The following is a 23976-nucleotide window of genomic DNA, read 5'->3' as shown; positions in this document are numbered from 1 at the left end:
ACTGCGGTTCTGCCCATGATGAATGCTGTTTCCGTGAAGGACGCGCCAGCCACCCCGGCTGACGCGTCCTTTGCCGAGCTTGCTGCCCGACGGCGGGGCCGGGTCCGGCGCTACCTGTACCGGCGTCCGCGGGTCATGGATGCCGTGGTGGTCGCCTGCTATGCGGTGCTGGTGGTGCCCACCGTGATCAACGCAGTGCATGCGGGCAGGTGGGCCGCGATCGGGCTGCTTGCCACCGTTGCGCTGTCCCTGTTCCTGCGGCGCCAGCGTCCGGTGGCCGTGGTGGTGTTCATCGCGTTGGCTGAAGTTGGCGTGACCCTGCTTCATCCGTGGGGATCCAACGTGTCGGCAGGGCTGTGGTTCTCGCTCTACGCCGTGGCCGTGGTGCACACGCGCCGCTTTGCCCTGGTCACGATGGCAGTGGCCTCAGCGCCGCTGGCAATGCTGTACTTTCTGGCCGCGGTGGGGCCGCTCGAGCGGGAACTGCCCAGAACTCCCTCCTCGCCCGAGGAGTTCCGCCTCGTAACCAGCATTGCGGCGGGCACCAGCATCGTATTCTCCAACATCATCGCCACGGGAATCGGCATCTCCGTCCGGCAGCGGCGCGAGCACGAGCAGGAAACTGCAGCGTGGGCGGCCCAGGCCGCCCGTCTGGGGTCGGTCAACGAACGCAACAGGATTGCCCGGGAGATGCACGACGTCGTGGCCCACTCGCTGACTGTCATGGTGGCCCTGTCCGACGGTGCCGCCGTCGTGGTCCGCAGGGATCCGGAACGCGCAGCGGAGGTCCTGGCGGAACTGTCCCGGACGGGCCGCAGCGCACTGGCGGACATGCGGCGGGTGCTCGGGGTCCTGCGGGATGACGCGTCCGCCGGCCAGGCGACCCGTGAGCCGCTCGCGGACGGCGCCAGCTTCGGGAAGCTGCTGGACGGCTTCCGGACCGCGGGACTTCCGGTCCATTACTCGCACGCCGGCCCGGCGCTGCCGGAGGACGTGGCCTTGCAGCTGACCGTGTACCGGATCGTGCAGGAATCGCTGACCAACGTGCTGCGCCATGGCCGGGCGCTAAGCCGGGTGGACGTGCTGGTGGTGCGCGAGGATTCCACGGTCACCATTGAAGTGCACGACGACGGCCGGGGCACCGTTGACGCCGTCACCCCCGGCGGGGGCAGCCCGGGCGGCGTCCTTGCTGCCGCACCGCTCGGGACAGGACAGGGCCTGACGGGGATGAAGGAACGGGCCGGAATCTACGGCGGTACGGTGGAGGCAGGCCCTGCCGCCGGCGGCGGCTGGCGCGTGCGGGCTGTCCTGGCACTGAACGGCGGCACGCTGAACGGCAATATGCAGACCGGCACAACGCCGGCGGCACGCTGACCGGCAGGATGCGGGACGGCTACTTGGAGAACGGCAAATGGGGGAACAAATGAACGAGTCCGGACGTCTCCGGGTCCTGCTGGCGGACGACCAGCCGCTGCTGCGGATGGGTTTCCGGCTCATCCTGGAGGGTGAGGACGGCCTCGAGGTGGTGGGTGAGGCCTCCGACGGGGCCGACGCCGTCCGCCAGGTGCGCCGGCTCGATCCTGACGTCGTGCTCATGGATGTCCGCATGCCCACGCTTGACGGGATCGAGGCTACCCGGGCCATCACCGGTTCAGGCTCGCGCGCCAGGATCATCATCCTGACCACCTTCGACCTGGACGAGTACGCCTTCGCCGGTCTCCAGGCCGGCGCCTCGGCCTTTCTGCTCAAGGATGTGGCACCCGCCGAGCTGGTGCAGGCCGTGCGGGTGGTGGCCAGTGGGGACGCCGTCGTGGCGCCCCGGGTCACGCAGCGGCTGCTTGACATGTATGTGCGCGGGACCGGGCCCGCCGCCGCGCCGGATGGTCCGGGCAGGGTGGCCCCGCCGGTGGCACCTGCTCCGCGTGACCCGCTGCTGGAGGACCTGACGCCCCGGGAAACCGAGATGCTGGAAGCGATGTCCGAGGGGCTGTCCAATGCAGAGATCGCGCACCGCTATTTCCTGTCCGAGGCCACCGTGAAGACCCACGTGCGGCGGATTCTGACCAAGCTGCACCTCCGCGACCGCGTCCAGGCCGTGGTGTACGCGTACGAAACAGGCCTGGTGACCCCGAGCAACCCCGACTACTGAAACCGGCTGCTCCCCACAGCTTCCACACAGGGAGGCCCTATGCAGGCCATAGCCGGCTGGAGTTGGATGGTGCCATGACAACCGCACCCCGCATCCCCGACGGACAGCAGCCACCGCACGAGCCGCATCCCAACCATGACCGCGGGCTCGAATTCGATCTTTCGACGCTTATGTCGCGACGCTCGCTGGGCATGTTCCTCGGCGCCGGCACGGCGGCCGCGCTGGCGGCGTGCACGCCCGGCGGGCCGTCATCGGCACCATCAGCAACTGCCTCGGCTTCAGCGTCCCCCACCGTGACCCGGGCGATTGCCGAGTGTGGCGTGGAAATACCGCAGGAGACGGCTGGGCCGTACCCCGGCGACGGCTCCAACGGGCCGAACGTCCTGGAAGCCTCCGGTGTGGTCCGGCAGGACATCACCTCAAGCTTCGGCACGTCCACCACGAAAGCAGACGGTGTGCCGCTGACTGTCACGCTGACCCTGCTCGACAACGCCAACGGCTGCGTTCCGCTGGCCGGCGCGGCGGTCTACGCCTGGCATTGCGACAAGGAGGGGCGGTACTCGCTCTACGATTCGGGGCTGGAGAACGAGAACTTCCTCCGCGGCGTGCAGGAGGCAGACGCTAATGGCCAGGTCACCTTCAAGACCATTTATCCTGGCGCGTACAACGGCCGCTGGCCGCACATCCACTTCGAAGTGTTCGAGTCCATGAACAACGCCACGGCAGCCGGGCAGGTGCTTACTGTCTCGCAGATCGCCCTGACAGACGCCGCCTGCCGGGAGGTCTACGCCTCCGCTGGCTACGAAACCAGCGCACGGAATTTCCCCAACACCACGCTGCGGTCGGACAACGTGTTCGGCGAGGACGGCGGCATCTACCAGCTGGCCGCCATGTCCGGTGCCGTCTCCGGCGGTTACACGGCAGGGCTGAACGTCACCGTCTAGCGCGGCGCTAGACTCGGAGCCATGCCTCTCCATTCCTCCGCTGCAGAGCACATCCGGGACCTGGGCGACTACGTCAGCGCCTCGCCGTCGAGCTTTCATGCCGCCCACGAAGGCGCCCGGCGCCTGGCGGAGGCGGGGTTCACCGGCCTGGATGAGCTGCAGCCCTGGGAGGCCACGGCAGGAAAGTTCTACGTCATCCGGGACGGTGCGCTCATCGCCTGGGTCACGCCCGGGGATGCCGGGCCCACCACCGGCTTCAACATCCTGGGTGCCCATACGGATTCGCCGTCATTTAAGCTCAAGCCCAAGCCGACCACTGGCCGCTTCGGCTGGCTACAGGCCGGCGTGGAGGTTTACGGCGGCCCGCTGCTGAACTCGTGGCTGGACCGGGAACTGCAGCTGGCCGGGCGGCTCGTGATGCTCGATGACACGCAGCACCTGACCGCCACCGGCCCGCTGCTGCGCTTTCCGCAGCTGGCCATCCACCTGGACCGGGCCATGAATGAAGGCCTCACCCTTGACAAGCAGCAGCACATGAACCCGGTGTTCGGGCTCGGTGATCCCGGCGGGGAGGACCTGCTGGCGGTGCTGGCCCGCCGCGTCGCCGGGGATGGAGTGCCTGTTGATCCGGCCCGGATCGGCGGGTACGACGTCGTCATTGCGGACACTCAGCAGCCTGCGGTTTTCGGGGTCAGGAGTGAGTTCTTCGCCTCCGGACGCCTGGACAACCTCTCCGCGACGCACGCGGGGATCACGGCGCTGATCGCGCACGCTGACGCTTCCGACGGCGGCCCCGAGGCTTCAGGGGGAACCGCGCCGATTGCAGTGCTCGCCGCCTTCGACCACGAGGAAATCGGTTCGGCGTCCCGGTCGGGGGCGTGCGGGCCGGTGCTTGAAGACATCCTGGTCCGGATCTCGGACGGGCTGGGCGCTTCGGTGAGCCAGCGGCGTCAGGCGTTCGCGGGGTCGTTCTGCGTTTCCGCCGACGCCGGTCACGCCGTCCACCCCAACTATGCCGAACGGCACGACCCCGTCAACCGCCCTGTCCTCAACGGCGGGCCGCTGCTTAAGATCAATGCCAACCAGCGGTACGCCACCGACGCTACCGGGGCTGCCCTCTGGGCGCGGCTGTGCGGTGAGGCCGGGATTCCCTACCAGGAGTTTGTGTCCAACAACGTGATGCCGTGTGGTTCCACCATCGGCCCGCTGACGGCCACCCGGCTGGGCATCAGAACAGTGGACGTGGGCGTACCCCTGCTCTCAATGCACTCGGCCCGGGAGCTTTGCGGCGTGGAGGATCCGCACCGCCTTGCCCGGGTGACTGAGTTGTTCTTTGGAGCCGCAGCGCACGCCTAGCGCACCCGTGACAGATTTCAGGCCGGTTACGAAAGTGCCTTGCAGGCACCGTTTGTTGTCTGTTGGGGTGCATGGCTGGAAGTGTGCCTGTTTTGGATTGCCGTAAACTGTAGCTTTGCACAGCCCGGACCAGCCCCCGGCTCCCTTAGTGTGAAACGCACAGTGTGGTCCCCGGCACAGTCTTCACCCTTTGCCGCCGGCCACCGCCCAAAACCTGCAATCAAAACGAGGATGGCGCAGCCATGCACGCTGACCAACAACTGTCGAAATCCCTAAAGCCCCGGCACCTGTCGATGATCGCCATTGCCGGTGTCATCGGCGCCGGTCTGTTCGTCGGCTCCGGCGCGGCCATCCAGCAGGCCGGTCCCGGCATCCTGCTTGCCTACATGGCCGCGGGCATCGTGGTCATCCTCGTCATGCGGATGCTTGGCGAGATGGCGGCCGCGAACCCCGAGACCGGATCCTTTTCCACCTACGCCGACAAGGCACTGGGCCGCTGGGCCGGCTTCAGCATCGGCTGGCTCTACGCGTGGTTCTGGATCATCGTGCTGGGCATCGAAGCCACAGCCGGTGCCGCGATCATGCACCGCTGGGTACCCGGCATCGACCAGTGGGTCTGGGCCCTGGCGCTCATGGTCCTGCTCACGCTGACCAACCTGGGCTCGGTGAAGTCCTACGGGGAGTTCGAGTTCTGGTTTGCCTCCATCAAGGTCACGGCCATCATCCTGTTCCTCCTTTTCGGCGTGGCAGCGATCCTCGGCCTGGTTCCGGGCGTTCCGGCGCCCGGCCTGAGCAACCTGACTGGCAACGGGGGTTTCCTGCCCAACGGCCCGGGAGCCGTCCTGGCCGGAATCCTCGTGGTGGTCTTCGCGTTCTTCGGTGCTGAGATCGCCACCATCGCAGCCGGTGAATCAGAAAACCCGGTTGAAGCGGTCAAGAAGGCCGTGAAGTCCACGGTCTGGCGCATCCTAGTCTTCTACATCGGCTCCATCGCGATTGTTGTCACGCTGCTCCCCTGGAACTCCGCCAACGTGGCCAAGAGCCCGTACGTCGCGGTCATCGAGCTGTTCGGCATCCCCGGCGCGGGCACCATCATGGACGTTGTGGTGCTGACCTCGGTGCTGTCCTGCCTGAACTCGGGCCTCTACACGGCCAGCCGCATGCTCTTCTCGCTCTCGCAGCGCGGGGACGCCCCGAAGTCCTGGACCCGCATCTCCAAGCGCGGCGTGCCCGCCGCAGCTGTGCTGGCCTCCACCGTGGTCGGCTTCATCACCGTCGGACTGAACTACATCGCCCCGGACACGGTCTTCCTGTTCCTGGTGAACACCTCCGGCGCCATCGCGCTGTTTGTCTGGCTGGTCATTGCCGCGTCCCAGCTGGTGCTGCGCCGCCGGATGGGGGCTGCGGCCAAGGACCTGTCGCTGAAGATGTGGTTCTTCCCCTACCTCACGTGGCTGGCGATCGGCAGCATCGTGGCGTTGATCATCGGCATGGTGATCCTGGATTCCACCCGCGAGTCGCTCCTGCTCTCCGTTGCCCTGGCCGCCGTGGTGGTCGGCATCGGTGTGTGGCGCTACCGCAAGGGCGGCGGTCCGGGCCGGCCTGGGGTGCCGGCAGCCTCCGAGACGTCCGCAGAAACCGCTGATGCAGGCGTGGGGTCCGGCGCGGCGTCGTAATCACGCCCCCACTCTGCGCACCTTGATGAACCATCCGCCCGGTCGGCCGTTTACGGCCTGACCGGGCGGATGTCTTCGTTCCGGGTCAGCCCTGCCTGGGCGCGAACATGATGACGGCGACGCCAACGAGGCAAACGACGGCTCCGATGAGGTCCCAGCGGTCGGGCCGGAAACCGTCCAGAAGCATGCCCCACACCAGGGAACCGACGATGAAGACCCCGCCGTACGCCGCCAGGACCCGGCCGAAATGGGCGTCCGGCTGGAATGCGGCCACAAAGCCGTAGAACCCCAGCGCCACGATTCCGAGTCCCGCCCACCACCACGCCTTGTCCTCCCGCACGGCCTGCCAGATCAGCCAGGCTCCGCCGATCTCCGCCATGGCAGCCAGGGTGAAAAGGAGCACGGATTTCAGAATCGTCATGGCTCCAGTATTCCGCGCCGGGAGTTGTCCACAGCCCCGGGTCATATGACTGGCGCCGCCGCCGGATTCCCCCTAGATTCACAGCATCAGTGAGAGTCCGACAGAAATCTGGGGAGAATGTCGCAACAACCGCCTGTTTCCGCGCCCGCCGTGCCCGACCTTCCGGCGCATCAACCTGGAACGCCACCCGGTCCGCGACCGGGCAATTCATTTTTCGATTTCCGCCTGCTCTGGACCGGCGCTGCCGCTGCGGCTGCCGCCTACGCCGCGGTGTACCTGTTCAGCCTCGCAGCCGTACTGCTGTCCCTCGCAGGCATTGCCGCCAGCCAGGGCAACCCGATTCCGGCTCTGGGCGGAGCAATTGCCGCGGAGCAGGCACCGGACGCCTGGTCGCAACTGGGCCAGCTAACCGCCCAGTTGGTGGCGATGGCGCATTTGGGCAGCGCGGGTACTGCCGTGGCAGGTGTCGTGCCCTTCCTTGGGGCCGTCCGGGGTGAGGGCCACCTCCATGCAGTCCCGGTGGCGGTGCTCCTGATCAGCGCTGTGGGCATCTATCTGGCAGGCCGTTTGGCCGAACTGCGGTTTCCATCCGCCGGCCGGCCGCAGCTTCTGCTTCAGTCCGCGGTCAGCGGCGCCGTTTTCGCGCTGCTGGTCAACGGTGTAGCCGCGGCCGCTGCCGTCCGTTTCCCCCCTGGGGGCGGATTCAGTGTCGATCCCATTTCAGCCGGCGGATGGTCGGTTTTGGTCGCCTTCCTTCTTGCTGCAGGACTGTCTGTACTGTCCCGGAACGCCATATATGCGCGGCGCGCGCCGTTCGCCGGCGCATCGCTCCTTCGCGGAAAACTGAACCTGCCGCTCGCCGCCGTCGCAGTACACACGGCAGTTTTTTCGGTCATCGCCATCCCCGCGGCATGGATCACCGCCGCCGTCTCCGGCGGCTGGGCGGCCCTGCTCTCAGGTCCGCTGCTGATGGGCAATGCGGGCGGGTACGGCCTTGTGGCCGGCCACCTCGGAGGCCTTCACGTGCTCTCGGAAACGACGGCGATTTTCGGCGCACAGGAGAGCCGGAACGAGGACCAGACAATCTACGGATTCGGTGCTGACGCAGCAGGAACGGACGCCGCGGTCGCTGCGTGGGCGGCGCTGGCATTGGCATTGGTCTGTACGGTCATTTCCGGCCTTTGTGTTCTGCTGCGCAGGGGACCGGTTTCCAACAGTGACCTCCGGTCGTGGGCGCCCGTGCCCGCCGGCTTCCTCCTTCTGGGACTGCTGCTGCTGCCTCTCCTGACGGTCCGCGCAGACTTTGATGCACCGGGACTCGCTTCCGGTCAGTACGTCCTGGCACCGGCGTGGTGGTCGCCGGCCGTCTTCCTCGCCTGGGGGCTGCTGGTTGAGATTTCGGCGCGCTTTCTGGCGCCCTATCTGGTGCCGGTGCTGCCGGCCAGGCTGCAGCGCGTGCTCCGCGTCCTGCCCGCCAGGCCTCAGGGAAGCCAGCCGGGTGCAGCCGGAGCACCGGTCCCTGTCACGTCCGGGGAAGGTCCGGCGGCCGCCGGGCCGGCTGCAATTGGCCCTGCCGCAACCCCTCCTGCTGAACGGCAGCTTACGGCCAAGGGCAGGAGGCGCCTGCTGGTTTCAGCCGCCATCGTTGGTGCGGTCGCGGTGCTCGCGGTGGGGTCGGTGGTCACGGTCAACGCGGTCAAACCGGGTCCGGACCAGCCGGTGAAGGACTACGCCCAAGCACTCGTTGACGGCGATGCGCGGAAAGCCCTGGAAATTTTGGATCCCGACGTGCCCAATGAGGAGCGGGTTCTCCTGACCAATGAGGTTCTCGGCGCTGCGGCGAACCGCATTGACGGCTTCTCGATTATTTCCACCAGGATTTCCGGTGACTCGGCGCAGGTCCGTGCCGAACTGAGGCAGGGAGGGCGCAAGTACGAGCAGACGTTCGCCCTCGTCAAGAACCAGCCCGAGCTCGTGGACGACCATTGGAAGCTTGAGGCGTTCCCTCTGCAGCAGGTCAATGCCTCCGTCGATGTTCCCCTGGCGGCCGTCTCGGTCAACGGAGTAACTGTCCCCGCGGGTCAAAATGAAGTCACTGCTTTCGGCACAAACATCAGTCTCCCTGCGTTTCCCGGTTCCTACTCGGTGGGTCTTCCGGACAGCGAGAAGTACCTCTCAGTCGAGGACCAGCAGGTAGTGGTCTCGGGCGGCTCGCTGCCACAGGCGCCGGAGACGGCCAGGCTCACGGTGAAGGCCTCGGATGCGCTGGTGGCGGAAACGTCCCGCCAGGTGGCTGCCGCCCTCGCCGCCTGCGAGAAATCCACGGACATTGAACCGGAGGGCTGCCCGTTCTCACGGTTTGCTTTCGGCGATGTCCGGAACGTTAAGTGGTCGATCACTGCCGACCCGGACTACGGGCTTAGCCGGTCGTTTGACGGCACCTGGCGGCTCAGCGGGGGTAAAGCCGGCGAAGCCACGGTGAGCTACGAGAGGAATACCTCCTTCAGCAAGACAGACCCCGAGTGGGAGAAGGAGACCGACCAGATGCAGTTCTATGTCAGAGGCAACGTCTCGGTCGATTCGGACAAGGTGCTGGTGAGCCTTTCGCGCTTCTGACGCCCCGGTTTTCCACATAGCCGGACCCGCACTTCCGCCCCAGCCTTCAGTGCTCATAGCCTTGGAGCTGTCCGAATCGCAGAAACCCTTCCCGATGCACTAGGATAGTGAAGTCTGTGCTGCGCCCTGGTCCTTCTTTGGCCACGGGCGTGCACGGCATCGCAAATGAACCTCCTGTTACGGAAATACCGTAACCGCTTAGCCCAAAGGAGGTGGGTTCACATATGCGTCCTTACGAATTGATGGTAATCATCGACCCCGAGGTCGAAGAGCGTTCCGTAGAGCCGTCGCTTCAGAAGTTCCTGAACGTCATCACCAACGATGGTGGAACCATCGAAAAGGTTGACATCTGGGGCCGTCGCCGTCTGGCTTACGACATCAAGAAGAAGTCCGAGGGTATCTACGCCGTGGTGAACTTCACCGCGACACCGGCTACCGCCAAGGAACTTGACCGCCAGCTGGGTCTCAACGAGACCATCATGCGCACCAAGATCACCCGCCCCGAAGAGCAGAAGGTTGTTGCTGAGTAATTTCAGCTATCAACTTTCATTCTTTACACCGCAGGAACGAACAAGGAGGCAGTAGATGGCAGGCGAAACCACTATTACGGTCATCGGTAATCTCACCAATGACCCCGAACTGAGGTTCACACCGTCAGGTTCGGCAGTAGCGAACTTCACCATCGCGTCCACGCCTCGCACCTTCGACCGCCAGTCCAATGAGTGGAAGGACGGGGAAACCCTGTTCCTCCGCGCTTCGGTCTGGCGCGAGGCAGCAGAGAACGTCGCCGAGTCCCTCACCAAGGGCACCCGCGTGATTGTTTCCGGCCGCCTGAAGAGCCGTTCCTACGAAACAAAGGAAGGCGAGAAGCGCACCGTTATCGAGCTCGAAGTCGACGAAATCGGCCCGAGCCTGCGTTACGCCAATGCCAAGGTCAACCGCACCCAGCGCTCCGGCGGCCAGGGCGGATTCGGCGGCGGCAACAGCGGCGGATTCGGTGGCGGTGGATTCGGTGGCGGCCAGGGTGGAAACCAGGGCGGCAACACCGGAGGAAACTGGGGCGGCAACCAGCAGCCCGCAGCGCAGGAAGACCCCTGGGCCACGCCCGGAGTCAGCAATGCGGGCGGCGGCTGGGGCAACGGCCCGGATTCCGAACCTCCCTTCTAAACAACAAACATAAGGTCCGGCGCAGCATCCGGCAGAGCGTTCCATATGGCACTCTCCGAGCAGGCCGCGGTCGGACCACCACCATCCCGTGGATCACGATTCACGGGCTCCCTAGAATAGGAGCTCCACGATGGCTAAGGCTGAACTCCGTAAGCCCAAACCAAAGTCCAACCCCTTGAAGGCCGCTGACATCACTGTCATCGACTACAAGGACGTAGCATTGCTGCGCAAGTTCATCTCCGACCGCGGAAAGATCCGCGCCCGTCGCGTCACTGGCGTTACGGTGCAGGAGCAGCGCAAGATCGCCCAGGCAATCAAGAACGCCCGCGAAGTTGCCCTGCTGCCCTACTCCGGCGCTGGCCGGGGCTAAGGAAAGGGATTAACTAACATGGCAAAGCTCATTCTGACCCACGAAGTAACCGGTCTCGGTGCTGCTGGCGACGTTGTCGAGGTCAAGGACGGTTACGCACGTAACTACCTGCTGCCCCGCGGTTTCGCCCTGACCTGGTCCAAGGGTGGCGAGAAGCAGGTTGAGTCCATCAAGGCTGCCCGCGTCGCCCGCGAGCACGCTTCCCTGGAAGATGCTCAGAAGCAGGCCGCCGCTCTGTCCGCCAAGCCGGTCAAGCTGGTTGTCAAGGCCGGCGAAAGCGGTCGCCTGTTCGGCACGGTCAAGCAGGCCGACGTCGCCGACGCTGTTGAGGCCGCAGGCCTTGGCAGCATCGACAAGCGCAAGGTTGAACTGCCGGCTCACATCAAGTCGGTTGGTTCCTACCAGGCCAACGTCCGTCTGCACGACGACGTTGCCGCTGTGATCGAACTCGACGTAGTCGCAGGCAAGTAGTAGGTCCGGCGTTTGCCGGATCTACTTCGCAGTCCTGAACTGCTGACGGCCCCCGTCGTCGGATTCCTCCGGGAAGCCGACGGCGGGGGCTTCGTCATTTCCGGCAGGTTTAGGCCGGCGGCCTACGGTTGGTGCAGGACCGTGGTGCAGTAGCGGTAGCCGATGCTGATCAGCTCGGCCAGCACGGCTTCTTCGACGTCAGCCAGCTTGTTGATATAGAGGCAGCCGGCGCCGGTCTTGTGTTTTCCCAGACGGTCGAGGAGCGCGGCCGACTCCGGCGCATTCGTCAGGCCGTACAGCGAGAGGCTGGCCTTGCGGGGAGAGAACCCCACCGCCGCAGTGTCCCCTTCGCGCCCGGTGGCGTACTTGTAGTGCACCTTGCCGAATCCGACGATGGTGGGACCCCACATCTCAGGTTCCTGACCCGTCAGTTCCGCCATGAGGGTACGCAGCCGCAGGGCGTCGTGCAGGCGCACAGGGTGCTCCACAGCCGCGATGAAGTCGTCCGCTGAAACCCCTGTCACTTGTGTCTTGTTTTCCGCCATGGACGCAGTGTACCGGGCGGTTTACCGTGTGGCGGAATAAAGGGCGGACCTGCCCGGTTGAGTGATTAGATGCAAATGCATATACAGCGCCAATCAGAGGAGACCGCCATGGAGACCCGCCGCATTACCGTTCTGTCCGCCGGACTGGGAGTGCCGTCGTCGACCCGCCTGCTGGCCGACCAGCTGGCCGCCGCCGCCACGCGGGAGCTGGCTACCGCCGGCTACGAGGTGACCACCGACGTCGTGGAGCTCCGCGACCTGGCCGTGGACATCGCCAACAACTTCGTCACGGGTTTTGCCCCACCCCGGCTGGCAGAGGTGATCGCCGGCGTCGAGGCCTCCGACGGCATCATTGCGGTCTCACCGGTGTTCAGTGCATCCTACAGCGGCCTGTTTAAGTCCTTCATTGACGTCCTCGACCCCAAGTCATTGGACGGCAAAGCGGCCCTCCTGGCGGCCACCGGCGGAACGGACCGCCACCAGATGGTGCTCGACCACGCCATGCGCCCGCTCTTCAGCTACCTCCGCACGCGGACCGCCGCCACGGCCGTCTTCGCCGGGCCCCAGGACTGGGGAAACACGGACGACGGCGGTACCCCCCTTTCGGTGCGGATAGAACGGGCGGCTGCCGAGTTCAGTCAGCTTTTGGAAGGGGGCCAGCCAGGCCCCAAACCCGCGCTGCTGGAGTCACTGCCCTTTGAACAGCTGCTGGCCGGGATCTCAGGCGGGCGGTAACGCGAACTAATCGCAGCACCCGCTCGTTGTGCCGGGCATGAAATGTCCCATTGATTCTTCAGACTTGGTCATGAGCGAACGCAGCGGCGTGGAAATTGACTACTGCCCGCAGTGCCGGGGTGTGTGGCTGGACCGCGGTGAACTGGACAAGATCATCGACCGCGTCAACACCGGGGCGCCGGCGGCACCTGCCGCGCCCGTTCCCCCTGCAGCGGCGTCACCTGCGCCTGGCACGGCACCTCCGCCGCTGTACCGCAACTTTGAACCGCGGCGTGACGAGCTGCGGCGGGACCAGCCGCGCCACGACGACCGGAACTACGGCAAGGGATACGACCGCGACTATGACCGCCGCCGCCATAAGAAGAAGGAAGGCTGGCTGGGGGATCTGTTCGACTTTTGAGTGGCTCCGGGCAGCGGCGGTAATTAGTCGTCCAGCAGGGCGATAAATTCGCGCGCCTGCTTCATGGTGATGTCCGAGTGCCGGGTCAGCGCAGTGGCAGCAGCTTCAACGTTGCCGCTCTTGGCGAGTGTGCGGATGCGGCCGTAGATCTCGTCATTTAGCATGTTGCTGCTGACCTCCCGGGTGACATCGCCCTTGCTGGCTATGGCCCGGTACCGGTACGGGAACCGCTGCGGTGGCTCGTCGTCGTCCTCGGGTTCGCTGGGTTCCTGGGCCGGCGAGCGGAAAGACTGCGGGTGGGCCGCCAGCGCGGCTACCGCGTCCCGTGATGCGCGCAAGCCCTGCCCTGACACCTCGTAGAACAGCTTGATCGCAGCCATGGCCTGGCCCTGGGCGATGAGCGCGTACAGCCGCCGGTGTTCATCCTCGGACAGCTTGGCTGCGGCTTCCCTTGCCAGCTCGGCGGACTCCACAGGCGGTTTGGCCGGTTCCCTGACCGTGCGCCGGCGATGGCCCAACGCACGTGCCGTGAGTGCCACGGCCACAGCAACGGCCACGAGGATCAGGAAGGGGATCAGGAGCGATTCCATTGTTACAGCCGATCTACATATTGCTTGGCGGTCAAAAGGTTGGAGTGGGTGGCCTGGCGCAAAAGCCTGATGGCCTGGAGCTTCTGCCCGTTGCGCACCAATGTCTGCAGCTGCAGCGCCAGCTGCGGGTCCAGCGTGCCCCCGGTCGCAAGTGCCGCAGGATGCTGGTTCTGCTGCTGGATCTGCTGTTGCCGGTTCTGGCTCGGCAGGGCCGCAGCCTCCAGGCGTGCCCGCGCCGCCATGGCTGCCTGAACCTGAGCTGCGTAGTGGGCTTGGGAACGCCTTGCCAGATCCAGCTGGTAGCGGTCCGCGTCGGACATGCCCCCGTCACGCGGCTTCAGTGCCGTAGCGAGAGCCCAGAGGGCTGCGGCAAGGATAAGGGCAGGAACCAAGACTGTCAGAACGTCGCCCATACCTAGAGCTTAACGCCAGATCCGCGTTATCCACAGCATATGCCCGGCTACGCATGGTGCGTTCCGCCCGTGATGCCGGTCATGACCCCGGACAGCAAGATTCATCCGTGCGGCATGCATATGGGAACGGACTCGGACATATGCCGGTGACCCGTATCACAGAATGGGTATGTAGGGGGCGAAAACGCCCTCTGGCGCTGGAATTACCGGCCGGTATCCCCAGCGGTCGCTTACGGCTGTGGATGAAGGTATGCGCAAAAGTTTAATTAGTCCACAGGAAAATGAGAGCGTTTCCCCAGGTCAGACCGCATATAAGCCGAAAAGAAAATTTCTATCCACAGCTTCCCCCACAGGCTGTGCACAAGCAGCAGTATCTTGTGCACAGGTTATCCACAGAGGTGCGAAACTGCGGGCTTTGTGAGTGGGCAGGCGGGCGCTAACGTAGCGGAGACACCCCATTCGGGTGAGTTTTCCCTTCCGGCCTGACGACCGGGGCCAGCCGAGAGCCGGACTCCGGGTGATCAGTCCTGCCCTGTGGAAAACCTGTGGATGAGGCGTCGCCAACGGTTCAATGGCCCGGACCGAAGAATGTCAGGGCCTGCTGGTGTAGTTGCATTAGCCCGGGCAGCAGTTCCGCTGCGCGGCACACCCGCGGCACACGGCACACGCGCCGCAGTCCTCCTGCACGGACTGCGGACACAATGGAGGACGGCAGCTTTGTCAGTTACGCACCTGGACTCAATCGAAGGTACCCGCGAATCCGAAGGCAGCCGTAAGCCTCCCCAGGACATACCGGCGGAGCAGTCCGTCCTGGGCGGCATGATGCTCTCCAAGGACGCCATTGCGGACGTGGTTGAGATCCTGCGCGGGCAGGACTTCTACCGCCCGGCCCACGAAACCATCTATGAGGCCGTCATCGACCTCTACGGCCGCGGAGAACCCGCAGATGCCGTCACGGTGTCGGATGAGCTGACCAAGCGCGGGGAGATCAACCGGATCGGCGGACCGGCCTACCTCCATGAGCTCATTCAGACGGTACCCACAGCCGCGAATGCAGGCTACTACGCCGAGATCGTCGCCGAGCGGGCCGTGCTCCGGCGGCTGGTCAATGCCGGCACCAAGATCGTGCAGCTCGGCTACGGCCAGGACGGCGAAGTCGAAGACCTGGTCAACCAGGCCCAGGCGGAGGTCTACGCGGTCGCCGAGCGCCGCACCGCGGAAGACTACGTCGTCCTGAAGGACGTCATGGAGTCCACGGTGGATGAGATCGAGGCCTCCGGCCACCGCGGCGAGGGCATGGTGGGCGTTCCCACCGGCTTCTACGAGCTGGACGAGTTGACGCACGGGCTGCATCCGGGCCAGATGATCGTCATTGCCGCCCGCCCTGCCGTGGGTAAGTCCACCTTCGCGCTGGACTTTGCCCGCTCGGCTGCCATCAAGAACAACCTCGCCACGGTGATGTTCTCCCTCGAAATGGGCCGTAATGAGATCGCCATGCGCCTCCTTTCGGCCGAGGCCACCATCGGCCTGCAGGACCTCCGCAAGGGCACCATCAAGGACGAGCAGTGGTCCAAGATCGCCACCACCATGGGGCGCATGAATGATGCCCCGCTGTTCATTGACGACAGCCCCAACATGTCCCTCATGGAGATCCGCGCCAAGTGCCGCCGCCTCAAGCAGCAGCACGACCTCAAGCTTGTGATCCTCGACTACCTGCAGCTCATGAGCTCGGGCAAGAAGGTGGAGTCCCGCCAGCAGGAAGTCTCCGAGTTCTCGCGTGCGCTGAAGCTGCTGGCCAAGGAACTTCAGGTCCCCGTCATTGCCCTGTCGCAGCTGAACCGTGGTTCTGAGCAGCGGCAGGACAAGCGACCCATGGTCTCCGACCTGCGTGAATCGGGGTCCATTGAGCAGGACGCCGACATGGTGATCCTGCTGCACCGTGAAGACGTCTATGACAAAGAGTCTCCGCGCGCCGGCGAGGCGGACATCCTCATCGCCAAGCACCGTAACGGCCCCACCAAGGACATTGTTGTGGCCTTCCAGGGCCACTACTCGCGGTTCGCCAACATGGCGGGGGATGCCGGAGGCGGCGGCTTCTAGGCTGCCGGTGTTAGCCCGGCTGTGACTGCAGGAGATGGTTGGGCAGCCTGTTCCCCGGGGCTGCTGCCCTGATCTCCAGGAGCTCCCGCGCATGGGCGTGGAGCCGCTTGTCCTCCTCGGACGCGGGGGTCCATGCAGGGATGGGGACGGAGGTGCCCTCGGCGTCGCGGGCGACCATCACGGTGAGGCAGTAGGTGGTCAGGTTCAGTTCACGGCCCTTGGGGTCCCCGGAGCGGACGTGTACGGCAATGTGCATGCCCTTGGTGCCCGTGTAGACGAGCCGGGCCTCCACCTCCACCACGTGCCCAATCAGCAGCGGCCGGTAGAACCGGACTCCGCCGGAGAAGACAGCCACCGTGTCCCGGCCGCAGTAGCGTGAGGCGCACACATATGCGGCCTCATCGATCCATTTCATGACGATCCCGCCGTGGACTTTCCCGCCCCAGTTCACGTCCGTTGGGGCCGCCATAAACCGTAGGACGACGCGCTCCGCGGTGCCGGCATCGGTATATTCCTGGGCGCTCATGGCTTCGACGATCTGTTCTCGGATACCGATCCGTGCCAGGGCGTGGTCCCGCTGTTCCAGTTCTTCCGCCGTTATCGGCTCGAACTGCTTTACCGGGATGGGTTTCCCGTCCTCGCCAACCGCCACGAAGATCACCATGCACTGGCTCCGCATGGTGGCCGGCCCGCCCTTGGGATCCCCGGAGGAGACCACCGTCCGGATATGCATGGAGGAGCGGCCCGTATAGACGATGGTGGCGGTGACCTCCACCATGTCGCCGATGTTCACCGGATCGGCGAAGTGGATGTTCCCCACATAAGCGGTGACGCAGTAGGACTTGGCCCAGCCCACCGCGGCCGCATAGGCCGCCTTGTCCACCCACTCGAGCACCGTTCCCGCGTCAACGGAGCCGCTGTGGCCCACGTCCATGGGGGCGGCAAGAAAGCGGAGGGTTACGGAGTTGGCGGCAGTCTCGCTCATGGTCGCAGTTTACTGACCGCAGTCCTCGGGGCAGATCCCGGCCTTCACAAACGCCATCCCGCACGCCATAAGGCCGGCGGCCTGTGCATCCGGCGTCATGAACGGGGGAGGAGTGGTCAGAACCCTATTAATAATGATTATCATTAGTGCCATGCTCTCAAGACGACATGTTCTTCCTGCCCGACCTACGACCAGCCGGCGCGGCCGCATGAACGCATCCATCGCCAGGCCCTTCACTCATCCGTTCACAAGGCCGCACACAGTCCGGGTGGTGGCAGCCTGCGGAGCTGCCCTCCTCCTCTCTGGCTGCGCAGGAAGCCCCGGTCACGAGGCGGCCGACGGTCCTGCCGGCACTTCCCAGAACGTCGAGACCGCAGAACCCGCGGAACTTCGCGCCCCCAAACCACGCCTCACGTACAGCTACGCGGGCGGCATCGGAGTGCTGGACGCCGGGACCCTCGAGCATGTGGCGGACGTCGAGCTGGATGGCTACAACCGCATCAGCCCGGCCGGGGACGGCCGCCACGTCCTGGTGGCGGCGGATGACTCGTTCCGTGTTCTGGACGCCGGCGTCTGGACCGATCGGCATGGCGATCACGGCCACTCCTACGCCGTCAGGCCTACGCTGACGGATTACGCGTTCGAGGCGAGCAAGCCCGGCCATGTGGTGCGGCATGCCGGAAGAACTGTCCTGTTCAGCGACGGGTCCGGCAAGGTGGAGTCCTTCGAGTCGGCCACCCTGAACGAACTGTCGGCGGACGGCCTTCCGGAGACGGTCACCTACACGGCACCTGAGGCCCACCACGGCGTAGCGGTGGAGCTGGAGGACGGGAAGCTGCTGGTAACCGTGGGCGACGAGGACGCGCGCAACGCCGTGGCATTGCTCAGGGAGACCACGGATTCAGGCCGCAGGGAGGCTGGTCCGGACCGCAAGGAGATCCTCCGCAGCCAGAACTGCCCCGGCGTCCATGGCGAGGCAGTGGCCGGCGAGGGCACGGTGATCTTCGGATGTGAGGACGGGATGCTGGTTTTCAAGGACGGCAGGTTCTCCAAAATCTTCAGTCCTGACGCCTATGGCCGGATCGGCAACCAGGCAGGCTCGCCGGCGTCGCCCGTGGTGCTGGGGGACTACAAGGTGGACAAAGACGCGGTCCTGGAGCGGCCCACCAGGATTTCGCTGGTGAACACGGAAACCAAGGCAATGAAGCTGGTGGACCTCGGTACGAGCTATTCATTCCGGTCGCTGGGGCGCGGGCCGGCCGGGGAAGCGCTGGTCCTCGGCACGGACGGCGCGCTGCACGTCCTCAACCCGGTGACAGGCGCCGCCGTGTCCACCATCCCCGTCGTTGCCGCCTGGCAGGAGCCGGAGGCGTGGCAGGACCCGCGGCCTACCCTGTACGTCGTGGGCTTCACCGCCTATGTAACCGAGCCGGCAACGCGGAAACTTCACGCCGTCGACCTGAAGACGGGCAAGACCGTCCGCACGGCAATGGTCGCGCACACTCCGGATGAACTGACGGGTGTCACCGGCTGACCGCCTGACCGGCTGACTACCTGACCGGCTGACTACCTGACCGGCTGAATCAACAACAACCGGACAAGAATCAAAGTAAACAGCAAAACGACGGCGGCCGCCCACCGTGCACCGAAGTGCCGGGCGAGCAGCCGCCGTCGTTTCCTGCACAGTCACCGCTCTGGAGCGGTGCTGCGTTCAGGGAAGGCTACGCGAGAACCTTAAGCTTGGAATTGCTGCGGCCGAACAGGGCTGCATCCGCCGAGAGGCAGCCGGCTCCGGCAAGGGCGATGGCCGCTGCCCCCGCTGCGAGCAGGAGAACCAGCTCGTAGCCGCCGGTGGCGACAAAGACTCCGGCCGAGGCGTGGACCAGGAAGAGGGCGCCAAGCATGTCCAGGGTGAGCAGGGCAGCGAAGACGCGTGTCAGCACGCCGAGGATGAGGGCGATGCCGCCCACCAGCTCCAGGGTGGCGACGACCGGGGCGGCGACCTCAGCGGCCGGAACCCCCATCGTGGCGAAGGATGCCTGCGTCCCGGCGATGGTGAATTCGCTGAACTTCTGCCAGCCGTGCGCGGCGAAGAGGAATCCCGTGATGACTCGCAGGATCGTCAGGGCTGTGGTGGTCTGGGTGGACTGGTTCATGGAGATTCTCACCGTTCGGTTCGATTGGGGGTTGTCTCTTTTGGGCACGCGGTCCGGAGCGCGTCGGGTGAAGCTTCCCTTCCACTGTCCCGAAGTTTTGTTGAAGTGTCAACTAATGTGTCGCGGTTAACTTTTATGCGGCGGCTAGGCTGAAGCCGTGCCCCCATCGCCTTCCGCCGCCGTTTCCACCCCAAAGCCCGGTAGTCACGGCCGGGAAATCCTCCGGCTAGCCGTTCCCGCCTTCGGCGCGCTGATCGCCGAACCGCTCTTTCTGCTGGCCGACTCGGCCATTGTGGGGCACCTGGGTGTTGCCCAGTTGGCCGGTGTGGGGCTGGCCTCGGCGGTGCTGCACACCGCGGTGGGGCTGATGGTTTTCCTGGCGTACTCCACCACCCCTGCCGTGGCCCGGGCAGTGGGTGATGGCCAGATCGGAAGGGCCCTTGCCGCCGGGCGCGACGGCGTCTGGCTGGCCCTGTTGCTCGGGACAGCTCTGGCGCTGGCAGGGTTCCTCGCCGCGGAGCCGCTGATCGGGCTCATGGGGCCGAGTCCGGAGATCCGCACCTTCGCCGTGGACTACCTGCGCTGGTCCATGCCCGGGCTGGCAGCGATGCTGCTGATCTTCGCCGGCACGGGCGTGCTGAGGGGGCTGCAGGACACCCGGACGCCGTTGGTGGTGGCCACGGTGGGTTTCACGCTGAACATCGTGCTGAACCTGGTGCTGGTTTACGGACTCGGACTGTCCGTCGTCGGGTCTGCGGTGGGAACCAGCATCGCGCAGTGGGCCATGGCCGCGGTGTATCTGGTGATGGTGCAGCGCAATGCCCGTCACCACGGCGTCAGCCTGCTCCCCGACTGGCATGGGATCCGGGCCATGACCAGGGTGGGCTCCTGGCTCATGCTGCGGACCCTGAGCCTCCGCATTGCCATCCTCGCCACCGTTCTCGTGGTCACAGCCCAGGGTGCCGTGAACCTGGCTGCCCACCAGCTGGCCATGACAGTCTTCACCTTCCTTGCCTTCGCGCTGGACGCCCTGGCCATCGCTGCCCAGGCGCTGATCGGCAAGGAGTTGGGAGCCTCCAACCCCGGCAAGGCGCGGATCCTGACCCGGACCATGATCCGCTGGGGTACCGGCTTTGGTGTGGTCACCGGCGTGCTGCTCGCCGTGGCGGCTCCTTTCGCAGGAGCCCTCTTCACGCCCGACGCCGGCGTCCAGTCGGTCCTGACCGCGGCACTGTGGGTACTGGCCGCGGGCCAGCCCCTGGCAGGGTACGTGTTCGTCCTCGACGGGGTGCTGATTGGCGCCGGCGACGCGAAGTATCTGGCGATTGCCGGCGTCGTAAATCTTGCGGTGTACCTTCCGCTGCTGCTGGCGGTGCCGCTGGCCGGTGCCGACGGCGCGGCGGCGCTCGTTTGGGTGTGGGTGGCCTTTTCGCTGGGCTACATGTGCGCCCGCGGCCTGACTTTGGGGCTGCGGGCCAGGACGGACCGCTGGATGGTGCTCGGCTCATAGCCTGCGGCCCGGATTCGCAGGCACAGCCTGGCACACTAAACTGGAGCGGTGACTTCCCCCGCTACCCCTGCTGAATCCGACGTGCCTGCCCCCTTGGCGGAGCTGTGGAAGCCCGCCCTGCTGCGGGCTGCCGCCGCGCTGGTGTTCGGTGCCGTGACCGTGTTCTGGGCGGCTCCTTCCGTGACCGGAATGTCGCTCGCGGGCGGGGTGTACCTGCTGGCCACCGGCCTGACCCTGCTGTGGGGCATTCCGCTGACCGGTTTCCGCCGCGAGGCGCCTGCCGGCCGCATTCTTTCCGCCGCCGGAGCTGCCCTGACCGGTGCCGGTGTGGCCCTGCTGTTCCTGCAGGGCAGCCTGGTGTTCGCCGTTGTTGGTGCTGTGGGGCTGGCCGTGGCGTCGGCGTCCGAGCTGTACCTGGGCATCAGGTTCCGCGGGCGGCATGTCCTGGCCCGCGACTGGCTGGCATCGGGAATCATCGGGCTGGGCACGGCCGGCATCCTGCCGTTCTTCGTGGGGCTTGGTCCGCATGCGCTGCTGGGCGTTGCCGGCGGCGGCGCCATCATCTCGGGCGTGCTCTGGATCCTGGCAGGCCTCTCGCTCCGGCACGATGCGCGGGCGGCCGCGTCAAAGGCCGTAAACTAGTACCAAGGGTTCTACTCCTTGTAGAACAGCCTTTGGCTACCAGGACCCTTCAGGACCAGCACACAGCACAGCGGGCAGGCCGCATCGCGCCGCCCGCACGGGAGGAATCACCTTGGCACACCAGAAACCAGGAGAACCGCGCAATCTGCGGACCTCGGTCAAGGGACCGCTGATGTTCTCCGCCTTCTGGGCTGTGGTGGCGTTCGTCGCGGTGCTGATCTTCGCCTCCGGCGGCAGTGCCCGGTCGCCGCGGTTTGACCTGGCCTTCATTGCCGCCGGCATCGCCTTCATTGTCACCCTCGTCATCGCCGCGATGCTGTCCATGAGCTACAAGGACAACGCCGCCCACCTGGGTAAAGGCTCCGGGGTGAACCTGAGCTCGGCCCGGAAGTCCTCGCAGGGACACGGCGGCCATGGGACCGGGGGAACCCAGCGCGAGGGAACCCAGCGCCGTCCGGATGCCCCGGGTGCTGGTACGGCCGGAACCGGCGAGTCCGGGCCCGACGGCGGGGCCTCCTAACGCCCGACGGCAGGTAGCGGCGGATGTATATTATCCGCGCCGCGCCTTACTCCCCGCTGGCGCGGCGCGCACGGTAGGCCGCGACATGCGCGCGGTTGGCGCAGTTTCCGGTGTCGCAGTACCGCTTGGACCGGTTGCGGCTGAGGTCAAGGACCGCCGCGTCGCAGTCATCGGCGGCGCATACGAGCATGCGGTCCATCTCCTTGCTGCGGATCACGTCCACCAGCGCCATGGCGGCTTCGGTGCCCATCCTGTCCGCCAGCGGGGCATCGTGCGTGGTGGCATGCAGGTGCCAGTCCCACTGGTCGTGCTTGAGGAGCTGGGGGAGTGCGCGGGCTTCCCGCAGGAGCCGGTTCACACTGGCCACGGCCGTATCCTCGTCGGCGGTCCACAAAGCTGCCAGTTCTGCGCGCAGTGCGTGGACGCTGGCCAGTTCGGCGGCGTCGTGGGTGCGGGAGCCGGTAAAGCCTTCCTGCCGCAGGAACTCGTCGAGGTCCTCCACCGTGGCCAGGCCTTCCTCGCCGTTGGCGGCAGAGTTGATGAGGTTCACCACAAAGCGCAGTGAGAGTTCCGTGTCAGGGGCAAAAACCACCTTGACTCCTTACAGTGCGGGGCGTAATGTCAGGACCAATACCCCACTTTACTCCTGACGGGAGGCCTCCGTGCCCGCATCGAACCGCCGCGTCAACACATCGCTGGTTTCTAGGGCTCCGGCAGCCGTCACGGCCCCGGCCTCCTCGGCAAAGGCCTCCGGCTTCCTTGCGTCAGGACTGGGCATCGCCCTCTTTTCGTCTGCCGTCTTCGGGCTTTCCGGCTCCTTTGCCAAGTCACTGCTGGAGACCGGCTGGACGCCCGGGGCAGCCGTCACGGCCCGGCTGACCGCGGCCGCACTCATCCTTGCCATCCCTGCTGTTACGGCGCTTCGCGGGCGCTGGAGCCAGCTGCGGTCCAACGGGGTCACGATCGTGCTGTTTGGCCTGATCGGTGTTGCTGCATGCCAGCTGTTCTACTTCAACGCCGTGGCCCGGCTGTCCGTTGGTGTGGCGCTCCTGCTCGAATACCTCGCCCCGGTGTTGATCGTCCTGTGGCTCTGGGTGGCCAGCCGGAAGCGTCCCCGCCCCCTGACAATCGCGGGGACGCTGCTGTCCCTGGGCGGTCTCGTCCTGGTACTGGACCTCACCGGCACGGTGAAGGTCGACGCCGTCGGTGTGTTCTGGGGCCTCGCGGCTGCCGTCTGCTTGGCCATGTACTTCTTCATCACGGCCAAGCAGAATGACACCCTGCCGCCCATCGTTCTCGCATCGGGCGGGCTGCTGGTGGGCGCCGCGGTGATGTGGCTGACGGCAGCCACGGGACTCCTGCCCATGGCCATCAGCACGGCCGACACGGAACTAGGCCCGTGGACCACCCCCTGGTGGGTTCCGCTGTGCGGCCTCGTGCTGCTGGCCACCGTGCTGGCCTACGTCTCAGGAGTCATGGCTGCACGCGCACTCGGCTCCAAGGTGGCCTCGTTCGTATCCCTCACTGAGGTCCTGTTCGCCGTGATCTGGGCCTGGCTGTTGCTTGGCGAACTGCCCGGCCCCATCCAGCTCCTCGGCGGCGTGCTGATTGTAGGCGGGGTGCTGTGCGTCCGGCTGGATGAGCTCCGGGGAGCCAAAGCGGAGACCCAGGCAGCGGTGACCGGACCGCTTGACCATGCGAACGACGTCGAACCCGTACCCTGAGCCTCCAATAACGGGCCAGTCTTCAGCAACAGACCGCTTAAATGCCGGAGGGCCGGACGCGTGCTGCGTCCGGCCCTCCGGTGCGTTCCCGGTCTAGCCCTGGGAAGCGTCGGACTGCTGCTGGGCGTTGCGCGTTGCCTGCTGGCCCGCCTCTTCCAGAGCCTGCGCCACCCTGGCCAGGGCCGGAACATGCTCGCTCTCCCACTTGCCGCGGAATGCTACCGCGTCCGGGCCCATCCATTCCGTGTTCGTGAGCGCGTTTGACAGCAGGTTCCGCTGCCTCTGGATTTCAGTCGAACCAGCATTGAGCTGCCTGCTCAAGTTCCTCAGCTGCTCAACGTCTGCACCCCACACATTTGCCATTAGATATCTCCTCTAATCAACGGACCCGATCCAGTCGGCATCCCCAGCGGCCTCCGGCTCGTCCGGAAGATCCATTGCCTCAAAACTATCCTTTAGCCCGAAACGGCGTCGATGGGCAGCGCT

General features: G+C 65.7%; 26 protein-coding genes. 18 read left to right on the top strand and 8 right to left on the bottom strand.

What is annotated here, in order from left to right; translation table 11 throughout:
• Window positions 1–15 precede the first annotated feature (15 nt).
• The 5 genes from CXZ05_RS10625 (at window position 16) to CXZ05_RS10605 (ending at window position 6125) form a co-directional block, all read left to right on the top strand.
• Entirely contained in the window at window positions 16–1374 is a 1359-nt protein-coding gene (locus CXZ05_RS10625) for a sensor histidine kinase (RefSeq protein WP_180987354.1), read from the top strand.
• A gap of 49 nt (window positions 1375–1423) precedes the next feature.
• On the top strand, window positions 1424–2149 hold the full coding sequence (locus tag CXZ05_RS10620) for a response regulator transcription factor (protein WP_180987353.1): 726 nt from the start codon (window positions 1424–1426) through the stop codon (window positions 2147–2149).
• A 74-nt stretch (window positions 2150–2223) separates the two neighbouring features.
• Window positions 2224–3093 carry an intradiol ring-cleavage dioxygenase gene (locus CXZ05_RS10615; RefSeq protein ID WP_102972569.1) on the top strand — a complete coding sequence of 290 codons (870 nt, stop codon included), beginning with the start codon at window positions 2224–2226 and terminating at the stop codon, window positions 3091–3093.
• 21 nt (window positions 3094–3114) lie between these two features.
• The gene (locus tag CXZ05_RS10610; RefSeq protein WP_102972568.1) at window positions 3115–4449 is read left to right on the top strand and encodes a M18 family aminopeptidase; all 1335 of its coding nucleotides are present in this window, start codon (window positions 3115–3117) and stop codon (window positions 4447–4449) included.
• A gap of 242 nt (window positions 4450–4691) precedes the next feature.
• Window positions 4692–6125, top strand: coding sequence for an amino acid permease (locus tag CXZ05_RS10605; protein ID WP_102972567.1), 1434 nt, complete (start codon window positions 4692–4694; stop codon window positions 6123–6125).
• Window positions 6126–6210: 85 nt separating this feature from the next.
• Here the strand turns inward: CXZ05_RS10605 and CXZ05_RS10600 are convergent, their stop codons facing one another.
• Complete coding sequence (locus CXZ05_RS10600; protein WP_102972566.1) at window positions 6211–6546, bottom strand: YnfA family protein; 336 nt, start codon at window positions 6544–6546, stop codon at window positions 6211–6213.
• A gap of 117 nt (window positions 6547–6663) precedes the next feature.
• Here CXZ05_RS10600 and CXZ05_RS10595 point away from each other — a divergent pair, with 117 nt between their 5' ends.
• From CXZ05_RS10595 to rplI, 5 genes are all read left to right on the top strand, one after another.
• On the top strand, window positions 6664–9162 hold the full coding sequence (locus tag CXZ05_RS10595) for a hypothetical protein (protein WP_102972565.1): 2499 nt from the start codon (window positions 6664–6666) through the stop codon (window positions 9160–9162).
• Between the two features lie 224 nt (window positions 9163–9386).
• Window positions 9387–9692, top strand: coding sequence for a 30S ribosomal protein S6 (rpsF, locus tag CXZ05_RS10590; RefSeq protein ID WP_102972564.1), 306 nt, complete (start codon window positions 9387–9389; stop codon window positions 9690–9692).
• 55 nt (window positions 9693–9747) lie between these two features.
• The gene (locus tag CXZ05_RS10585; RefSeq protein ID WP_102972563.1) at window positions 9748–10329 is read left to right on the top strand and encodes a single-stranded DNA-binding protein; all 582 of its coding nucleotides are present in this window, start codon (window positions 9748–9750) and stop codon (window positions 10327–10329) included.
• 130 nt (window positions 10330–10459) lie between these two features.
• On the top strand, window positions 10460–10699 hold the full coding sequence (rpsR, locus tag CXZ05_RS10580) for a 30S ribosomal protein S18 (RefSeq protein ID WP_003800144.1): 240 nt from the start codon (window positions 10460–10462) through the stop codon (window positions 10697–10699).
• A gap of 18 nt (window positions 10700–10717) precedes the next feature.
• Window positions 10718–11170, top strand: a complete 453-nt coding sequence (gene rplI, locus CXZ05_RS10575; RefSeq protein WP_102972562.1) for a 50S ribosomal protein L9 — start codon at window positions 10718–10720, stop codon at window positions 11168–11170.
• A gap of 122 nt (window positions 11171–11292) precedes the next feature.
• Here the strand turns inward: rplI and CXZ05_RS10570 are convergent, their stop codons facing one another.
• On the bottom strand, window positions 11293–11715 hold the full coding sequence (locus CXZ05_RS10570) for a DUF1801 domain-containing protein (RefSeq protein WP_102972561.1): 423 nt from the start codon (window positions 11713–11715) through the stop codon (window positions 11293–11295).
• A gap of 108 nt (window positions 11716–11823) precedes the next feature.
• On the opposite strand from CXZ05_RS10570, the gene CXZ05_RS10565 reads away from it, so the two are divergent.
• Window positions 11824–12450: an FMN reductase gene (locus CXZ05_RS10565; protein WP_102972560.1), complete on the top strand. Its 627-nt coding sequence runs from the start codon at window positions 11824–11826 to the stop codon at window positions 12448–12450.
• A 37-nt stretch (window positions 12451–12487) separates the two neighbouring features.
• Entirely contained in the window at window positions 12488–12850 is a 363-nt protein-coding gene (locus tag CXZ05_RS10560) for a zf-TFIIB domain-containing protein (protein ID WP_102972559.1), read from the top strand.
• A 23-nt stretch (window positions 12851–12873) separates the two neighbouring features.
• On the opposite strand, the gene CXZ05_RS10555 is transcribed toward CXZ05_RS10560, so the two are convergent.
• Window positions 12874–13440 carry a hypothetical protein gene (locus CXZ05_RS10555; protein WP_102972558.1) on the bottom strand — a complete coding sequence of 189 codons (567 nt, stop codon included), beginning with the start codon at window positions 13438–13440 and terminating at the stop codon, window positions 12874–12876.
• 2 nt (window positions 13441–13442) lie between these two features.
• Window positions 13443–13853 carry a hypothetical protein gene (locus CXZ05_RS10550; RefSeq protein ID WP_102972557.1) on the bottom strand — a complete coding sequence of 137 codons (411 nt, stop codon included), beginning with the start codon at window positions 13851–13853 and terminating at the stop codon, window positions 13443–13445.
• A gap of 717 nt (window positions 13854–14570) precedes the next feature.
• On the opposite strand from CXZ05_RS10550, the gene dnaB reads away from it, so the two are divergent.
• A complete protein-coding gene (dnaB, locus tag CXZ05_RS10545) occupies window positions 14571–15953 on the top strand; it encodes a replicative DNA helicase (protein WP_102972556.1) in 1383 nt (460 codons plus the stop codon).
• 10 nt (window positions 15954–15963) lie between these two features.
• Here dnaB and CXZ05_RS10540 read toward each other — a convergent pair whose 3' ends face one another.
• A complete protein-coding gene (locus tag CXZ05_RS10540; RefSeq protein ID WP_102972555.1) occupies window positions 15964–16938 on the bottom strand; it encodes an acyl-CoA thioesterase in 975 nt (324 codons plus the stop codon).
• A gap of 271 nt (window positions 16939–17209) precedes the next feature.
• Between CXZ05_RS10540 and aztD the strand changes: the two genes are divergently transcribed.
• Window positions 17210–18472, top strand: coding sequence for a zinc metallochaperone AztD (gene aztD / locus CXZ05_RS10535; protein ID WP_258006538.1), 1263 nt, complete (start codon window positions 17210–17212; stop codon window positions 18470–18472).
• 187 nt (window positions 18473–18659) lie between these two features.
• Here the strand turns inward: aztD and CXZ05_RS10530 are convergent, their stop codons facing one another.
• On the bottom strand, window positions 18660–19094 hold the full coding sequence (locus tag CXZ05_RS10530) for a DoxX family protein (RefSeq protein WP_102972554.1): 435 nt from the start codon (window positions 19092–19094) through the stop codon (window positions 18660–18662).
• A 157-nt stretch (window positions 19095–19251) separates the two neighbouring features.
• On the opposite strand from CXZ05_RS10530, the gene CXZ05_RS10525 reads away from it, so the two are divergent.
• The 3 genes from CXZ05_RS10525 (at window position 19252) to CXZ05_RS10515 (ending at window position 21766) form a co-directional block, all read left to right on the top strand.
• The gene (locus tag CXZ05_RS10525) at window positions 19252–20604 is read left to right on the top strand and encodes an MATE family efflux transporter (RefSeq protein WP_102972553.1); all 1353 of its coding nucleotides are present in this window, start codon (window positions 19252–19254) and stop codon (window positions 20602–20604) included.
• 48 nt (window positions 20605–20652) lie between these two features.
• The gene (locus CXZ05_RS10520) at window positions 20653–21246 is read left to right on the top strand and encodes a hypothetical protein (RefSeq protein WP_102972552.1); all 594 of its coding nucleotides are present in this window, start codon (window positions 20653–20655) and stop codon (window positions 21244–21246) included.
• Between the two features lie 112 nt (window positions 21247–21358).
• Window positions 21359–21766, top strand: coding sequence for a hypothetical protein (locus CXZ05_RS10515; protein WP_102972551.1), 408 nt, complete (start codon window positions 21359–21361; stop codon window positions 21764–21766).
• 46 nt (window positions 21767–21812) lie between these two features.
• Here CXZ05_RS10515 and CXZ05_RS10510 read toward each other — a convergent pair whose 3' ends face one another.
• Window positions 21813–22358 (bottom strand): ABATE domain-containing protein, encoded by a 546-nt coding sequence (locus CXZ05_RS10510; protein WP_102972550.1) that lies wholly within the window; start codon window positions 22356–22358, stop codon window positions 21813–21815.
• Between the two features lie 103 nt (window positions 22359–22461).
• On the opposite strand from CXZ05_RS10510, the gene CXZ05_RS10505 reads away from it, so the two are divergent.
• Window positions 22462–23490: a DMT family transporter gene (locus tag CXZ05_RS10505; protein ID WP_258006540.1), complete on the top strand. Its 1029-nt coding sequence runs from the start codon at window positions 22462–22464 to the stop codon at window positions 23488–23490.
• 93 nt (window positions 23491–23583) lie between these two features.
• On the opposite strand, the gene CXZ05_RS10500 is transcribed toward CXZ05_RS10505, so the two are convergent.
• Window positions 23584–23853 (bottom strand): WXG100 family type VII secretion target, encoded by a 270-nt coding sequence (locus CXZ05_RS10500; RefSeq protein ID WP_102972548.1) that lies wholly within the window; start codon window positions 23851–23853, stop codon window positions 23584–23586.
• Window positions 23854–23976 lie beyond the last annotated feature (123 nt).

It is taken from the genome of Arthrobacter sp. AFG20 (assembly GCF_002892795.1).
Taxonomy (GTDB): Bacteria; Actinomycetota; Actinomycetes; order Actinomycetales; family Micrococcaceae; genus Arthrobacter.
Note: the sequence above shows the minus strand (reverse complement) of the source record. Positions and strands in the feature narration are given on the sequence as shown.

Excerpts from the sequence above, each read along its gene's own strand:
- CXZ05_RS10625 (WP_180987354.1), top strand. The coding sequence starts at position 16 with ATGATGAATGCTGTTTCCGTGAAGGACGCGCCAGCCACCCCGGCTGAC.
- CXZ05_RS10620 (WP_180987353.1), top strand. The coding sequence starts at position 1,424 with ATGAACGAGTCCGGACGTCTCCGGGTCCTGCTGGCGGACGACCAGCCG.
- CXZ05_RS10615 (WP_102972569.1), top strand. The coding sequence starts at position 2,224 with ATGACAACCGCACCCCGCATCCCCGACGGACAGCAGCCACCGCACGAG.
- CXZ05_RS10610 (WP_102972568.1), top strand. The coding sequence starts at position 3,115 with ATGCCTCTCCATTCCTCCGCTGCAGAGCACATCCGGGACCTGGGCGAC.
- CXZ05_RS10605 (WP_102972567.1), top strand. The coding sequence starts at position 4,692 with ATGCACGCTGACCAACAACTGTCGAAATCCCTAAAGCCCCGGCACCTG.
- CXZ05_RS10600 (WP_102972566.1), bottom strand. The coding sequence starts at position 6,546 with ATGACGATTCTGAAATCCGTGCTCCTTTTCACCCTGGCTGCCATGGCG.
- CXZ05_RS10595 (WP_102972565.1), top strand. The coding sequence starts at position 6,664 with ATGTCGCAACAACCGCCTGTTTCCGCGCCCGCCGTGCCCGACCTTCCG.
- rpsF (WP_102972564.1), top strand. The coding sequence starts at position 9,387 with ATGCGTCCTTACGAATTGATGGTAATCATCGACCCCGAGGTCGAAGAG.
- CXZ05_RS10585 (WP_102972563.1), top strand. The coding sequence starts at position 9,748 with ATGGCAGGCGAAACCACTATTACGGTCATCGGTAATCTCACCAATGAC.
- rpsR (WP_003800144.1), top strand. The coding sequence starts at position 10,460 with ATGGCTAAGGCTGAACTCCGTAAGCCCAAACCAAAGTCCAACCCCTTG.
- rplI (WP_102972562.1), top strand. The coding sequence starts at position 10,718 with ATGGCAAAGCTCATTCTGACCCACGAAGTAACCGGTCTCGGTGCTGCT.
- CXZ05_RS10570 (WP_102972561.1), bottom strand. The coding sequence starts at position 11,715 with ATGGCGGAAAACAAGACACAAGTGACAGGGGTTTCAGCGGACGACTTC.
- CXZ05_RS10565 (WP_102972560.1), top strand. The coding sequence starts at position 11,824 with ATGGAGACCCGCCGCATTACCGTTCTGTCCGCCGGACTGGGAGTGCCG.
- CXZ05_RS10560 (WP_102972559.1), top strand. The coding sequence starts at position 12,488 with ATGAAATGTCCCATTGATTCTTCAGACTTGGTCATGAGCGAACGCAGC.
- CXZ05_RS10555 (WP_102972558.1), bottom strand. The coding sequence starts at position 13,440 with ATGGAATCGCTCCTGATCCCCTTCCTGATCCTCGTGGCCGTTGCTGTG.
- CXZ05_RS10550 (WP_102972557.1), bottom strand. The coding sequence starts at position 13,853 with ATGGGCGACGTTCTGACAGTCTTGGTTCCTGCCCTTATCCTTGCCGCA.
- CXZ05_RS10540 (WP_102972555.1), bottom strand. The coding sequence starts at position 16,938 with ATGAGCGAGACTGCCGCCAACTCCGTAACCCTCCGCTTTCTTGCCGCC.
- CXZ05_RS10530 (WP_102972554.1), bottom strand. The coding sequence starts at position 19,094 with ATGAACCAGTCCACCCAGACCACCACAGCCCTGACGATCCTGCGAGTC.
- CXZ05_RS10500 (WP_102972548.1), bottom strand. The coding sequence starts at position 23,853 with ATGGCAAATGTGTGGGGTGCAGACGTTGAGCAGCTGAGGAACTTGAGC.